A 14,617-nucleotide genomic window follows, 5' to 3' on the forward strand; every position below is an offset into this window, starting at 1 on the left:
GCACCCGGAGGGGACATGGACTTCGCGCTTTCCGACACCGAGCGGGCGATCCGCGATACCGCCCGCGACTTCATCACCAGGGAGGTCATGCCGCTGGAGCAGGAGCTGCTGCGGCGGGAACGGGCGCACCGGCCCGGACTGGAGCACAGCGAGCTGCGCGAGTTGCAGCTCAAGGCGCGCAAGTTCGGGTTCTGGGGGCTGGCCACCCCGGAGGAGTACGGCGGCATGGACCTGCCGGCCGTCACCCAGTCCCTGATCTGGACCGAACTCGGCCGCTCGTTCGTGCCGTTCCGGTTCGGCGGCGAGGCGGACAACATCCTGTTCCACGCCAATGACGAGCAGAAGCGCGAGTACCTGGTCCCGACCATCGAGGGGGAGCGGCGCAGCTGCTTCGCGATCACCGAGCCCGGCGCCGGCTCCGACGCGGCCAACATCAAGCTCAGCGCCCGCCGCGACGGCGACGACTGGATCCTCAACGGCGAGAAGACCTTCATCACCGGCGGTCACGACGCCGACTTCGCCATCGTGATCGCGGTGACCGACCGGGAGAAGGGGGCCCGCCACGGCGGCGCCACCGCGTTCCTGGTGGACCGGTCGATGGGCTGGCGCTCGGAGTTCATCCAGACGATGGGCGAGGGTGGCCCCGCCTCGCTGGTCTTCGACGACGTCCGGGTGCCCGGGCGCAACATCCTCGGCGAGCCCGGGCAGGGCTTCAGCCTCGGTATGGAGTGGATCGGCAAGGGCCGCTACATTATCCCGTCGCACGCCGTCGGCATCGCCGAGCGGGCGTTGTCGATGGCCATCGACTACGCCAACACCCGGGAGACCTTCGGCGCGAAGATCGGCACCAACCAGGCCATCCAGTGGATGATCGCCGACTCGGAGACCGAGCTGGAGGCGGCCCGCTGGCTCATCCTGCGCGCCGCCTGGACCGTCGAGCAGGGCATGGACCCGCGGCACGCCTCCTCGATGGCGAAGCTTTACGGCGCGGGCATGGTCAATCGGGTGGTCGACCGCGTCCTGCAGATCCACGGCGGCATGGGCTACACCCGCGAGCTGCCGATCGAGCGCTGGTACCGGCAGGTCCGGCTCTACCGGATCTTCGAGGGCACCGACGAGATGCAGCGACTGATCATCTCCCGCGACCTGCTGCGCGGCTACACGAAGCTGGGAGGACACCTGGCATGAGGGTCTTCGCGTCCATCGAGGAGTTGGCCGAGGCGACCGGCGGGACCCTGGGCCCCGGCCCCTGGTTCCGGATCGACCAGCAACGGGTCGACCGGTTCGCCGACGCCACCGACGACCGCCAGTGGATCCACATCGACCCGCGACGGGCCGCGGCTGGCCCGTTCGGCGGCACCATCGCGCACGGCTACCTCACGTTGTCACTGCTGCCGGCGCTGGCCGGTGGCCTTTACCGGGTAGAGGGGGGGGGCCATGGGGGTCAACTACGGCCTCAACCGGGTGCGCTTCCCGGCCCCGCTCCGGGTCGGCAGCGCGGTCCGCGCCACCGCGACCCTGGCCGAGGTTTCACCCGTGGACGGCGGCGTGCAGGTGGTCACCGCGGTCACCGTCGAGAGCGACGCCGGTGGCAAGCCGGTCTGCGTCGCCGAGACGGTCAGCCGCCTGGTGCGGGGCGTGGCCCGATGACCGCGCTGTCGCTGGCCATGGTGCTGGCCGAGTCCGCCCGCCGGCACGCCGACACCGTCGCCGTGGTCGACGGCGACGCCCGGGTGACGTACGCCGAGCTGTGGCTGGAGGCGCGCAGCTACGCCGCCGGGCTGCGCGAGCGGGGGGTCGGCCCCGGCGACAAGGTGGCCCTGCTGGCCCCGAACGTGGTGGACTTCCCCCGGGTCTACTACGGGGCCCTCGCCGCCGGCGCGGTGCTCGTCCCGGTGCACCTGCTGCTGACCGTGGACGAAGCGGCGCACGTGCTGACCGACAGCGGCACGAAGCTGCTGGTGTGCCACAGCTCCCAGCTCGCCCTGGGCGCCGCTGCCGCGGCGGCGGCCGGCGTGCCGCTGGTGACCGTCGGGCCGGCCGCCGCCGGCGCGGTCGCGCCCCGCCTGGAGGAGCTGAGCCACCCGCTGCCACCGCTGCCGTCGTACGTCACCCGGTCGGCGGAGGACCCGGCGGTGGTGCTCTACACCAGCGGCACCACCGGGGTGCCCAAGGGCGCCGTGCTCACCCACCTCAACCTGGTCATGAACGCCACCGTGAACGTCTTCGACGCCAACGACGCGCGCAGGACGGACGTAGTGCTCGGCTGCCTGCCGCTGTTCCACAGCTTCGGCCAGACGGTGGCGATGAACGGCACCTTCCGGATCGGCGCGACGCTGGTGCTGCTGAGCCGGTTCACCGGGCCGGCCGCCATCGACCTGATGCTGCGTGAGGGGGTGGACGTCTTCCACGGCGTGCCCACCATGTACGTGGCGCTGCTCGACGCCGCCCGGGACCGGGACGACCTGCCCCGGCTGCGGCTCTGCGTCTCCGGCGGGGCGTCGCTGCCGGTGGCCGTGCTGGAACGGTTCCACGCCGCCTTCCAGACGACGGTCTTCGAAGGGTACGGGCTCTCCGAGACCTCACCCACCGCCACCACCAACCAGCCGCACTTCGGCACCCGCGCCGGGACCATCGGGCACCCGGTCTGGGGCGTGGAGGTGGAGATCGCCCGCGCGGAGGTGGACGAGCGGATCGAGCTGCTGCCGACCGGAGAGCTCGGCGAGATCGTCATCCGGGGGCACAACGTCTTCGCCGGTTACCTGGGGCGGCCCGAGGCGACCGCGGAGGCGGTGGTGGACGGCTGGTTCCGTAGCGGTGACCTGGGACGCAAGGACGCCGACGGGTTCATCACCATCGTCGACCGGAAGAAGGACATGATCATCCGGGGTGGCTTCAACGTCTACCCACGCGAGGTGGAGGAGGTCCTTGCCGGGCACCCGGCGGTCGGCCAGGTGGCGGTGATCGGGGTGCCCGACCCTCGTCACGGCGAGGAGGTCTGCGCGGTGGTGGTGGCGGACCCGGCCGGCCCGGGCCTGCCCGACGAGCAGGAGATGATCGACTGGTCGCGGGAGCATCTGGGCCGGCACAAGTACCCGCGGCAGGTCCGGTATGTCGACGACCTGCCGCTCGGGCCGAGCCACAAGGTGCTCAAGCGGGAACTGCGTCGCCGGATGGCCCCGCCCGACTGACCACCGCCCGCCGTCCGCTGCCACCCGCCCAGGCCGCGGCCCTCGTCGCGCTCGCCGCGCATCGAGGGCCGCTTCCTCCGGCTGTCGCGCCGGCGAGCGTCGCCCGTCGTCGTGCTCGGCGGGCGGTCCCGGCGGTGGCGTCGAATACTGAGCCGATCACCAACCCCGACCTCGATCCCGAGGTACCGACGGGCTGCCGCAAGTCCGGTCGGTACACGATCTATAAAGCTGCCGGGGAGCCACAGTCAGGGGCGGGGGCCGGCCCGGCACCTGCTGACCGCGCTCGGCGACGTCACGGGTCGGTGATGACCTCAAGCGGCGGCTCAATGCACTCTTTGGTGACGTGGTTCAGGAATGAAACGGGAAGCCCGTCACCGTGACGGGCCGTGACGTTTCCATTGGTCCACTGGCGTGGACGCTACCTGCCACGCGCCGGGTCATGCTCACTCCAGCCCTGATCGAGGATCCGGAATCCCGCGTCGAGCATCGGATCGGTGTCACTCGTCACGAGTAGCTGGATCTGGAGGGCGAAACGAGCGTAGACCCGGATGTCGTCGCTCGGCTGGGACAGGCCGAGATCCTCGGTGATGGCCGCGACGAGTGCGTCCTCGTGGCGGAGCCACATCCGGGAGGCGTACTCCTGAAGGGCCGGTGTGGCTTCCATCAGCGACATGACGCGGCGGCGGAGCGGCGCCTCCTCGCCGGACCACATGGCGACGAACTCGGAGCGGTAGTAGGCCTTCAGCGCCTCCGAGATCGAGAGGCCGGCCGGTCTCTCGCGTACGGCGGCGACGAGTCGCTCGCGTTGCGCGTCTTCCTCGTGGAAGAGGAGTGCCTCCTTCTGGGGAAAGTGGGCGAAGACAGTGGTGGGGGAGACGTCCGCCTGGTCGGCGATCTCTCGCACGCTCACCGCGTCGAAGCCGCGCTTGAGGAACAGCTCCTGCGCAGCTAGCAGGATCGAGGCTCTGGTCATGGCCTTCTTTCGCTCGCGCCGCCCAGTTTGATTCAGCTCCCCTGCCATGCCCGTCATCGTACAACTCTGACCATTATTGTATTGACACCGAAACTGGTGCCACTACACTTTTGCAGTGATACCAGGGGCGTCCGTCCCTGCCGACCTCGCCGAAGGGCTCCCGGCCATGACACAACTGGTGACGGCAACGCCGACGGCAACCGTCTCTGCGGCGCAACGGAGCGGCCAGCGCCGGCCCGCCGGAGCAGCGCTCGCCGCAGCGGCAGCGATCTTCCTGCTGCTCGAGTTCGTCGCCGCCGCGGCCTGGCGGAGTCCGCCCTACAGCTACACCTACCACTACATCAGCGACCTCGGAGTCCACGGCCCGCTGACCGCGTTCGGCCAGTACGTGTATTCGCCCCTCTGGTGGGTCATGAACACCGGCTTCTCCCTCTTCGGAGTCCTGGTGTTCATCGGTGTCGCCCTGCTCAACGGCCTGCGAGGCTGGCGCCGGGGGGTCCTGCTCGGCATGGCCACCCTGGTCGGCGCCGGCGGCGTCGTGCTGGCGCTCTTCCCCGGCGACGGCGAAGCCGATCGGCAGGGCACTGTCGACTTCCACGGCCTGGGTGCCATGGCCGCCATCGTCGGCGGCAACATTCTGATCATCGTGCTCGGACGCATGTACCGAGATCTCGGCATCGGTAGGAAGCCCGGGAAGGCCATGGTCATGCTCGGCGCCTTCGGACTCGTCTCCACGGTGGCTTTCCTCGCCGTCGCCGGCTCAGGGGCCAACGTGTTGGTCGGCCTCGTCGAACGCTGCGCCGTCTACTCGATCCTCATCGGCCTCATCTCCGCAGGGGTTTCCATCTGTCGCCGCAGGTACCGGCGGGATACCGCCGCGCTCTAATACAGCGGCAGTTGTCCAGGGGGAGCCGCGTCGTCGGTAGTGGCAGATCCGGGCTTGGTGTTGGCGGCGTCGTCGCCTTCGGACCATCCCCGGCGCGGTGAAGCCGATCATCATGCCGTCACCGGGCCGGCTCCCTTTTGCGGTAATGGATCGGGCCACGGCAAGGCAGGCGTGGGCGGCCATCGAGAGCGTGATGGGCGTACCAGGCCCGTCAGTCGCGGACCTGGTACTCATAAAGGCCGGCTTCGTTCCTGGCTTGAATGGTGGTGTGCGGTGTCCGATGCACGGAAATGGACTGAAGTACACCGGTCCGAGCCCGAGGAATCCGGTGGCGTGGCCGCATCCGCCACAGCACCGGCGCCGCTGTCCGCAGGGCGGTGACCGGGCGCGAGGCCGTCAGGCAGCCGCAGGGGCAACTTCCCGGCCTTCGAGTTCGTCCAGGCGCCGCCACCATTCTGGAAACTCGGGCCGCAGTTCGGTGAGATCCTTCTCCTCACCGGCTATGAAACAGATGCCCTCGCCTGTGGCGGCGTCCCAGTAAGCGACGTCGCGTCCTTCGGCGAATCGGATGCGCACGTAGTCGAGATCCGTTCCGCCCACGATCAGGTGGGCGGCGAGGCAGGCCAGATCAGTGGCCGCACGGTCGACGGTAAGGCCCGCGATCGGTTCCTGCACCCGAAGAACATCAACCTCGCTTGAGCGTGCGGGGAATCCCTGGCCGGCAAGTCGCCGCACGATCGTTCTCTCCCATCGCACGGACGCCGCTCGGATGTCCCAACTGGCACTCATCAGTTCTACGATCTCGCGACCCGTGTAGTTCCCAGCGACGTAGCGCAGGTTAGCGACGAGAGCGGCGGCCTGCCGCGCGTCTGATGCGGTCAGCCTCAGCAGATGTTGATCAAGGCCGAGCGTCGGCGACAGCAGCAGTGCCTGAGCTTGATCGCGTACGGCCGAACGTAGCTCGTCGTCGAGGTCATATGCGGCGAGTTCGGAGAGGGCACGAAGCATAGTTTGTCGAGCCTTCGCCCCGGTGAGAACCTGCTCGGCGGCTGCGCGCTCCTCTCCGGGGAGCGAGGCTACGTTACTCTTCGGGCCCCACAGAAACGACCACGTAGCGAGCTGCGCCATGATCGCCCGTCCTGGGTCGATAGCGTCACCGTGCAGCAGCTCGCGCAGGACGTGGCCCAGGATGACCGCGTTGCGCACCGTCAGGGTGGGGCCGAGTTTCTCCTGAAAGGCTTTGTTCTGCAATGCCGCAGTGAATCGGATGGCGAGCCGGTTGCAGGCCATGCGGGTCCGGGTAGAGACGCTCAGGCGCCGCGTGAGCTCCTCCTTCAGCTCGACGTCGTCTGGTTCGCCTCCGGCGTCGAGGTCGTTGTCACGGTCGCCCATAGTGGACGGCCCGGCAGCCCCGCCCAGGCGAGCGGCGATCGAGCTGAGGATGACCTCGATGTCCGATGCGGGCTCTCCATCGGGCCCTCGGCTCCGTTGGTAGCCCCGATAGCGGGGGTGCCGGTAGAGCCGGTCCCAGTCGATTTCCTCCCACCGCAGCCGCTCCCCGTCACCCCCGTCCCCGGCTTCGGTTCCCGTCTTGGTCCCTGCCACCTTCCAAGCGGTCTCGGGATCGAAGATCAGCGTCTGCTCCAGCTGTCTGAGGAGCTGGAACAGGTCACTGTCGTCGCGGGGCAAGGTCCCCGTCGAGGACAGCAGATGATTGTCGTCTCCGCTTCGCTCCATCCGACCACGCAGCGAGTCCACGTGGTAGGGCCACGTCGGCTCCGGATCGGCGGTGCCGGCGCTGCCGGGCAGGCGGACGTCGATGCGCCCGCCATGCGTGAGCCGATCGACGTCCCTGTCAGCCAACCGGAACCGGAAACTCGTGCCGTCACCCTGGGCGGCCAGCGCGAGCACCGCGGTCCCGTCCGGAAAGACCAGGTCCGGCATACCCGAACCCAGGGCTGCGTTGAACACCAGCGTCAGGAGGTTGCCCTGTAGCTCGCTGTAGAGCAGTGCCACGGCACCTGCCGATGGTGTCTCACCGCCGCCCCGAAAGGTCAACGAGATCGATTCCGCGGTAGGCAGCGGCTGTATCGTCAGCGGCTTGTAGAGGCCAACGAACCCTCCGCGCGGCCGCGTCTCAATCACCGCCAGCTCGATGTTGCCGGTGGCGGCCGTCAGCAGCAGTGCCCGTCGAGACATGTTTGCCGAACCGGTGACCAACACCTCCTGCTTGCTGCCCACCACATGAATGAACTTGGCGTGCAGGAAGGCCGTCGGAGCGTCGGTCACGTGGACCCTCTCGAGCGACACCGCCGTGCCGGGGCGAGTCGCCAACGCGGTGAGGCGCCCCCCATCGACCGACGTGTCCGGGGTGAGCAGAACCCGCAAACGGCGGGGTCGTAGCCGGTCCAGCAGTTGCCCGAGCGCCGCCACATCCTCGTCGTAGAACGGTGCGTGCACCGTGAGCAACTCGACCGGACCGTCCACCGCGGCGGTGATCACCTCGATCAGCGGAGTATCGAGATTGTGGTGCAGCGGCTGCTGCGCAGTTGGCTGAGGGATCAACCACGGAGTGGAAGACCAAGCCAGGCCCAGCCCGGCGACTGCGGCGGGATCGAGCCACCCCCACGCCGCGATCCCGTCGATCAAGGACCGGAGCGCGGCGAACACGTCGGCATGCTCACCGATGCTGTCGTCATAGGTGTAGCGGTGCCACAGCTCACCGGGTTCGGCGTACCCGTCTGGCCCCAGATTGCCCGAGCCGACCAGCAACCGGCCCGCTGTGGACGTCGTCAGCAACACCGCCTTCGCATGCGCTGCCCACGGGTTGCGGACCGGTGCGGCCAGATAGGTTCGGTTTGCCTGACCGAGCCGCTGCCCGGATCGTGCCGCAGTGGCGAACTGCTCGGCCAGCCGCCGATCATCGGCCAGCACTATCCGGTTCGGCACTCGGCTCAACTGCCGAAGCAGATGGGTCTCGAAGAAGTCCAGGTGTGCCGAGTAGGTCAGCACGATCAGGTTCGTCCACGCACCCTGGACCTGCTCCGGGACGATGAACGGGGGCACGACACTCACCGCGCGTTCTCCCGGTGGAACCGCGCCGCCGCCTTCTGCGCCGCGCCAGCTGGGAGGTCGCCGTCGGTCAGGAGGGCCGACCCGGCGAGGGTCAGCTGCCGCTGCGGCAAGCTCAGGCTGGAGACGAGGCCGAGCTCGTGAGCGATCGTACTCAGGGCCCAGAACCGGCTGTCGTTGAAGCCGACCGGCGCGTCGGCGGGAAAGAACCGCAGCGCGTCACCGACCCGCCGGAAACGAAAGGTGTCCCCGCTGCTGAAGAGCTTCGCCGTGGCCACCCGCTCATGCTGGACAATCACGAAGTCGATGATGATCCATTGGAGGAGTTCGGCGATCGTCTGGTTTGCCATGAGCCGCTTGCGTAGCAACTCGTAGAAGCGGCTCATGCCGATGCGCTGGCCGCCACCCTCGGTAAGCAAATCGGCGTCGTCACCCAGGTCGGCCTGCCGCCCGGGGGCGCCGAGTCTGCGGTGAACGAGCAGCAGGATTCCCAGCATCGCGATCAGCGTTTCGGCGTCGTCCTCGGCGTTGGCGCACCAGTCGTAGAGGCTGTGCTCGTCGAACTCCTCGTGTCGAGGCCACAGATCGTCGACTCCTGGCGCCACATCGACGTGCCCCGTGAGCCACTCGGCGAAGGCCGCGCCCGGCATGTCGGCCCCGATTCCAGGATCGGGCAGGTCGCCGCAAAAGCTGTTGTCGTCGAGTTCTTCAGTAATGATCGCCCAGAGTTTACTCAGGGGAACCAGGCTCAGACCGTCGTCGGACAGCTCCAGCCCACGGCGTGCCACCCACGCCCACAGCCGATTGAAGGCAAATGCAAAATACTCGCGCGCCTGGTAGATGCGCCACCGTCGGGCGGTGATGAGCACTCCCGGCAGCGGTACGTACGGCTGGCCGTCCAATTGCCGGAAGTAGACAAGCTGGCGAAAGCGGTCCTGGCTTACCGCCTCCGCCGGAGCTGTCCGGCAGAAGTCGAGAATGAAGCGAAAGGTGGCGCGCCGCCGCTCAGCTTCCTCGGGCTCGCCGTGGTGCAGGAACACGTCTTGAAGTAACGGTAGGTCGGCGGTGGCGGCCGTGCGCAGCTGGCACAGGCAGCCGGCGGCTGCGAACTCCGTGAGAACCTCCCGCGGGACAGCGGCATCGCAGTCCGCGAAGTAGTCCCGGTAGAATCGGGTTCCGTCGACTGCAGCGCGATACCCGGCCGCCACCGACCGGCCCAACGGCGTCGGAGCGTCGAACACCACCCCAGTACCCGGATCGGTCAGCACGACCAAGCCCATCGTCTCCATCACCGTGCGGTAGTAGAGCCCGTATCCGCCGAGTGGCTCCTTGATGTAGTCGAACCCCGGATCGAACTCCTCCTGACCGATCACACCGTATGTGCGCCTGGACCCGACGATGCCGCTCGTCAGGGTCTCGTGCTCAGGCTGCTCACAAAGCTGGCAGGCAACGGAGTACAACGCCTCCCGGGGGCGATAGAACGCCCGGAAGGCGCTCCGGTGGCGCGGCAGATCCCGCGCCCAAAACTCGTCCAACAGGAACGCGTAGAACGACCAGTACCGTGGGTGGGCGGTCAGCACGTTGACGCCCGGCGACAGCCGCGTCAGCAGCCGATCAGAACTAACCGAACCGAGCCCGAGATGGTCCTGCCCCGAGCCGCGCGAATAGGCCCGCGCCGCCCAGAACGGCCCCGTCAGCTCACCCTCGGACGTCATACGCCGGCAGGTGCTGACAGCCGGAACGAAGCCGGGGCTCCGCCATCCCATGGCCTGCCGGTAACCCGGCGTGTGCCGAGCGCGGACCCGCACCAAGCCGTAATCCAGCTCTGAGCCGTGTCGGCGTGGCATACGCGGTGGACACCGCCCTAAGCGAAGCCGCACTATCGCGGTCGAAAACCACGACCGATCGTCTAGCCGGAACGTATGGTACTCGTCCAGCCACCGCCCGGAAGGCTTCCATGCCGTTCTCCTGTCCGGTGAGCCGGGTACGACATTTCCACTGAGGACTGCGGTTGCCTGTCGTCCGAGCAGAATACTGCGTAACCGCCAGCATCGGTAAGCGCGGAGCAGCAAATGAAAGCGAACCAACTGGTCCGCGAGGCTGACAGCAATGTCCTAGGGTGATCTGGTGAGGATGCGGCGCCACACAGGCATGTCCGGCCGTGGGTGCCGACCTTCACCGGCATGCATCGAGCCGGCCGTCGATCCCCTGCGGGGCGGAGGTCATCAGACGAAGATCGGCGTCAACCAGGACCCAGCCCCAACCAGCCGCGATGTTAGCCAGGCTGAGAAACGCACCAGCCGACATCTTCGGGCAACGGCAGACGGCAGGACGGGGCATGATGCTCGGATGACATTGGCCGAGATCTGGCCCGTGCGCCGTCTGCGGGTGACGACGTCCGTGCTTGAGCTGGCTGTGCCGGGTGAGGACGAGCTCGCCGAACTGGCGATCCATGCGGCAGCTGGCATCTACGATCCGCAGAACCGCTTTCTGACGCGTTCGCCCGTGGCGGGATGGGAGTCGGGACCGTCTCCCCAAGCCGAGTGGTCGTTTCTGCGGTACTACTGGGCATCCCTGGCGGACTGGCGGCCGAGCAGATGGAACCTGGTAATGGCTGTGAAGGTCGATGGCGCGTGCGTCGGGGTGCAGGAGATCGGCGCGCAGGGCTTCGGGATCACCAAGACCGTCTCGACGGGGTCATGGATCGCGCGGCGGTTCCAGCGGCGTGGTTACGGCAAGGAGATGCGGGGCGCCATCCTGCATCTCGCGTTCGCCGGGCTGGGAGCGGAGCGCGCCGAGTCCGCCGCCTGGTCCACCAACGCGCCGTCGCTGGGAGTCTCGTGGTCGCTTGGCTATCAGTCGAACGGCACCACAATCCGGGCTTTCGAGGGTGTCCGCCAGGAGCAGATCAACCTGGTGCTCGACCGCGAACGGTGGGAGAGCCGGCGTGACGACATCGCGATCCACGGACTCAGCGACGAGATGCTTGAGCTGATGGACGTCAAGCCGGCCGCATCCCGGTGATGGCCGCTGCCCGTGTGGCCGCACGTCCGTCGGGCTGCGTAGCCACTACCAGCGCAGACTCGGCCACTTGGCTTGAGACCTACTCGTCTAGGGCTCGAGCGTGGCGGGCATGCTGAAGGCGGCGACGTGACGGGCACCGATGAAGGCGTTGCTCTCTACGATCCTCCCGTTCTCGATCCGGAGTACGTCGACGACCAACGCCTCGTAGTGCGGGCTGCCGGGCCGGCGGAGATAGTTGATCAGTGCCGGGCGCCCGTTGGCCGAGGTGAGGAACGTACGCCAGTCGAGCGGTCGGCCGAGGAACTCCGCGGCCGCGTCGATCCCGACGACTGGCGGCTCGGGCGGCATCGTGATCCGTACGTCCTCGGCGAGCAGTGCCCGGATCGTCTCCGGGTCCTTCGCGTTGGCGTAGCGGCGCAGGATCTCTTCGTCCTTACTGGTGAGCTGCGGGCGGCGCCAGTCCTTCGGATCCGACGGAGCGCGCCGCCGGAGGGTGTGGCGGGCCCGCTGGAGGAGGCTGTTGACGGCCGCTACGGCGGTGTCGAGCGCGGCGGCGATCTCCTGCGGCGTCCAGCCGTAGACGTCGCGCAGCACGAAGGCCGCCCGCTGCCGCGGCGGTAGGTACATGAGCGCTGCGATCACGGCCAGTTCGACAGTCTCCCGGGCGGCGAGACCGGTCTGCGGATCGCCGCCCAGCAGGGCGTCGGGATAGGGACCGAGCTCGGTGGACCACTCCAGCGGGTCACCGTACGGTACCGTCCGGTGACTGGCCGCCTTGCGGCTGTCGAGGAAGACGTTCGTGGCGATCCGGTAGAACCAGGTGCGCGCCGACGCCCGACCCTCGAAGCGGTCGCGAGCCCGCCAGGCACGCAGGAAGGTCTCCTGCACCAGGTCGTCCGCGTCGGTGACGTTCCCGGCGAGGCGGTAGCAGTGGACGTGTAGCTCACGCCAGTGCTCGTCGAAGGCGCGCTGCAGCCAGACCGCCTGCTCATCAGGCGAGCCGGACATGTGGTTTCCCCGGGTCTGAGTGGTCCTCACAACCGTACTGACGACCGCGAACGCATCCGTCATCGGTCACCGATGACGATCGCCGACTCGGTCGTCTGTAACTGTGACCGATCCCCACTCCACGAAGGAGGCAGCCATGACGGCAACCCCCGCGGCCAGCGCCGCCGCGCCCTCGGTCGTCGACCGGGAGACCTGGCTGCGCGAGCGCGACGAACTGCTGGTCCGGGAGAAGGCCCATACCCGCGAAGGAGACGCGATCGCAGCCGCTCGTCGTCAGCTGTCGATGACCTTGGTGCCGACGGTGACGGTGCGGGGCCCTGGAGGGGACATCCCGCTGGTGGAGGTGTTCGAGGGCCGCCGAATGCTCATCGCCTACTTCCACATGTGGCACGACGGCAAGCCGTACGAGCATCAGTGTGAGGGATGCACCTTCTCGACCTGTCACATGCAGATGTTGGACTACCTGCACGCTCGGGACGTCACCTACGCCGTGTTCTGCGAGGGTCCGTACGACGAAAGTGCCCCGTTCGCGGAGTTCATGGGCTATAGGTTTCCCTGGTATTCGGCGAAAGACTCCGACCCGGCTCTTGCCGACGGTCGTGACTTCGGGTTCATCGCGTGCTACCTGCGCGACGGCGACAAGGTCTTCGAGACCTACTGGACCACCGGGCGGGGCGTCGAGGCGTTGATGACGACCTACCACGCCCTGGACCTCACGGTGTACGGCCGGCAGGAGAACTGGGAAAACTCGCCCGAAGGCTGGCCGCGGGTCACCGGGCACCCCTGGCGTCTCGACGGCCGTCCCACCGCGCAATGGTCACGCCCCGGCGTCGCACCGCGATGACGTCCTGATGATCGAGGCGATCATGCTCGGGTCGGCCGCGGTGTCAGCCTGCTGCTGCGTCGTGCCGCGGGCGGACGCTTTCCGCAGAGCCCGAATGCTTGCGTGCGACAGTGGCTGTCGTGGTCGCGGTGACCCTTGACGCCGCACCGGTTGTGCAGCACGCGGGCACGCTGCTGCTCCTGGCTTTGGCGGTGGCAATCGTCGTCGGCAGTCCGACCGAGGCCTGCCGAATCGCCCTCTCAGTCCAGCTTCGGTTGTTCGTACAGTTCGCGGGCGGACAGGTTCACCGCGCTGCCGTCTGCGAGGCGGACGGTCAGTGTGGTGGTGTTGCTGCTCGACTCGTCGAGGCCCTCGGGGTACCAGGCGCCGAAGTAACCGTCGCGAACGGTTGCCCGCGCCGTCCGTGACGAAGCGCCATCCTTGGTCCGCAAGTTGATCTCCACGCTCGTCACCTGTGAGCCGACATGTCCCGCCATGATCCGGACGTAGCCTTCGTCGGTGCGTAGTTGACCCCACGAGTACATCTCGACACCCCCGGCGCCGAGCCGCTCGGTGCTGGTCAGCACGGTAAGGATGCTGGTATTCGTCACGTCTCCATTGCGATCGCGGAAGCACGTCTGGCTTCCAGCCGGCGACACGGCGTTCACGTATGCGTACTCGCCGCGTTTTTCGCCGATGACCACCCTTGCGACGCTCGCGTCCTGGGCAGGCAGGCATTTGCTGGCGAGGTCGCGTGCCTCGGCATCCGAGATCGGGCTCGGCTCGGGCGTCCACGACGCAAACGCGGGACCAGCGTTGACAAGTGTCAGGGTGAAGGCGACAGCGGCGACGAGCGCTCCGGCCGCGCCGGCGATCGCCAGGCGGGGCCGACGGTGCGGTGTGCGCGCTGGTCCTGGGCGTGGCCGCCGATCAGTGGCGACGATCCGCTCGAGCAGTTCTCGCGCGGGTTCCTGCCCGACGCGTGCGGGCACCTGGACCGCGGCGGAGCGGATTATCTGGTCGAGGACATCGTCGTGGGTCATGCGGAGCCTCCGCGTCGTGAAGGGCCAGCCGGTGCAGGGACGTTTGTGGGTTCGCTGTTCGGCCGCTGACCAAGATGCTGACGCAGGCGGCGGCGGGCGCGCAGCAGGCGCAGACTGAACGCGGGCCGGGAAATGCCCAGTACGCGTGCTGCCTGCGGCCCGGTGAGGTCTTCGATCGCGGTCAGCGTCAGCACTTCCTGATCGGCGGATGACAGGCGCTGCCAAGCCTTCACCAGGTCGATGCGGGTAGCCGCGAGGTCGGCCTCGGCGCTGCTCGGAGCATCGGGTTCCCGTAGGACGCGAAGCGCGAGGCTCTGCTGCCGCTGGTCGCTGCGCTGCCGATTGTGCAGAACGTTGCGGGCGACGGTGAACAGCCAGGCGCGGGCCTCGCCGAGTGGTTTCGGTACTTCGTCCAAGCGGCGCCACGCTGTCAAGAACGTCTCGGCGACCACGTCTTCGGCAACGGCGAGGTGTGCACGGCGTTCGACGAAGAGCAGCAAATCGTCATACGCGGCCTCGAACAGCTCGCGGAAGGCGGAATCGGCATCCGCGGTCGTTTGATCCACACTCGTCCTCGTGTTCGGCGCGTTGCGTCTG

General features: G+C 68.0%; 11 protein-coding genes and 1 pseudogene. 6 read left to right on the forward strand and 6 right to left on the reverse strand.

The window, feature by feature from the left end; all coding sequences use genetic code 11:
* Window positions 1-15: 15 nt before the first annotated feature.
* From ACGFIA_RS15520 to ACGFIA_RS15530, 3 genes and pseudogenes are all read left to right on the forward strand, one after another.
* The gene (locus tag ACGFIA_RS15520; RefSeq protein WP_116507000.1) at window positions 16-1,188 is read left to right on the forward strand and encodes an acyl-CoA dehydrogenase family protein; all 1,173 of its coding nucleotides are present in this window, start codon (window positions 16-18) and stop codon (window positions 1,186-1,188) included.
* Window positions 1,185-1,650: pseudogene (locus tag ACGFIA_RS15525) on the forward strand (MaoC family dehydratase). Before ACGFIA_RS15520 ends, ACGFIA_RS15525 begins: the two are co-directional and overlap by 4 nt.
* Entirely contained in the window at window positions 1,647-3,191 is a 1,545-nt protein-coding gene (locus tag ACGFIA_RS15530) for a long-chain fatty acid--CoA ligase (RefSeq protein ID WP_357472902.1), read from the forward strand. Before ACGFIA_RS15525 ends, ACGFIA_RS15530 begins: the two are co-directional and overlap by 4 nt.
* A 418-nt stretch (window positions 3,192-3,609) precedes the next feature.
* Here ACGFIA_RS15530 and ACGFIA_RS15535 read toward each other — a convergent pair whose 3' ends face one another.
* Window positions 3,610-4,212, reverse strand: coding sequence for a helix-turn-helix domain-containing protein (locus ACGFIA_RS15535; protein WP_357384694.1), 603 nt, complete (start codon window positions 4,210-4,212; stop codon window positions 3,610-3,612).
* 118 nt (window positions 4,213-4,330) lie between these two features.
* Between ACGFIA_RS15535 and ACGFIA_RS15540 the strand changes: the two genes are divergently transcribed.
* Window positions 4,331-5,050 (forward strand): DUF998 domain-containing protein, encoded by a 720-nt coding sequence (locus tag ACGFIA_RS15540; RefSeq protein WP_357384696.1) that lies wholly within the window; start codon window positions 4,331-4,333, stop codon window positions 5,048-5,050.
* Window positions 5,051-5,446: 396 nt separating this feature from the next.
* Here the strand turns inward: ACGFIA_RS15540 and ACGFIA_RS15545 are convergent, their stop codons facing one another.
* Together ACGFIA_RS15545 and ACGFIA_RS15550 are read right to left on the reverse strand one after the other, a co-directional pair.
* A complete protein-coding gene (locus ACGFIA_RS15545) occupies window positions 5,447-8,125 on the reverse strand; it encodes a hypothetical protein (RefSeq protein WP_357472905.1) in 2,679 nt (892 codons plus the stop codon).
* Window positions 8,122-9,837 (reverse strand): hypothetical protein, encoded by a 1,716-nt coding sequence (locus tag ACGFIA_RS15550; RefSeq protein ID WP_393260519.1) that lies wholly within the window; start codon window positions 9,835-9,837, stop codon window positions 8,122-8,124. The genes ACGFIA_RS15545 and ACGFIA_RS15550 overlap by 4 nt, the downstream gene beginning before the upstream one ends.
* 634 nt (window positions 9,838-10,471) lie before the next feature.
* Here ACGFIA_RS15550 and ACGFIA_RS15555 point away from each other — a divergent pair.
* Window positions 10,472-11,146, forward strand: a complete 675-nt coding sequence (locus ACGFIA_RS15555) for a GNAT family protein (RefSeq protein ID WP_357481184.1) — start codon at window positions 10,472-10,474, stop codon at window positions 11,144-11,146.
* Between the two features lie 87 nt (window positions 11,147-11,233).
* On the opposite strand, the gene ACGFIA_RS15560 is transcribed toward ACGFIA_RS15555, so the two are convergent.
* Window positions 11,234-12,154, reverse strand: a complete 921-nt coding sequence (locus tag ACGFIA_RS15560; protein WP_357384704.1) for an RNA polymerase subunit sigma-70 — start codon at window positions 12,152-12,154, stop codon at window positions 11,234-11,236.
* A gap of 136 nt (window positions 12,155-12,290) precedes the next feature.
* Here ACGFIA_RS15560 and ACGFIA_RS15565 point away from each other — a divergent pair, with 136 nt between their 5' ends.
* Window positions 12,291-12,998 (forward strand): DUF899 family protein, encoded by a 708-nt coding sequence (locus tag ACGFIA_RS15565; RefSeq protein WP_357384706.1) that lies wholly within the window; start codon window positions 12,291-12,293, stop codon window positions 12,996-12,998.
* Window positions 12,999-13,237: 239 nt separating this feature from the next.
* Here the strand turns inward: ACGFIA_RS15565 and ACGFIA_RS15570 are convergent, their stop codons facing one another.
* Entirely contained in the window at window positions 13,238-14,020 is a 783-nt protein-coding gene (locus ACGFIA_RS15570; protein WP_357472914.1) for a hypothetical protein, read from the reverse strand.
* Window positions 14,017-14,586, reverse strand: coding sequence for an RNA polymerase sigma factor (locus ACGFIA_RS15575; RefSeq protein WP_357384710.1), 570 nt, complete (start codon window positions 14,584-14,586; stop codon window positions 14,017-14,019). The genes ACGFIA_RS15570 and ACGFIA_RS15575 overlap by 4 nt, the downstream gene beginning before the upstream one ends.
* Window positions 14,587-14,617: the final 31 nt, after the last annotated feature.

It is taken from the genome of Micromonospora sp. NPDC049203 (genome assembly GCF_043197215.1).
In the GTDB taxonomy this organism is placed as follows: Bacteria; Actinomycetota; Actinomycetes; order Mycobacteriales; family Micromonosporaceae; genus Micromonospora.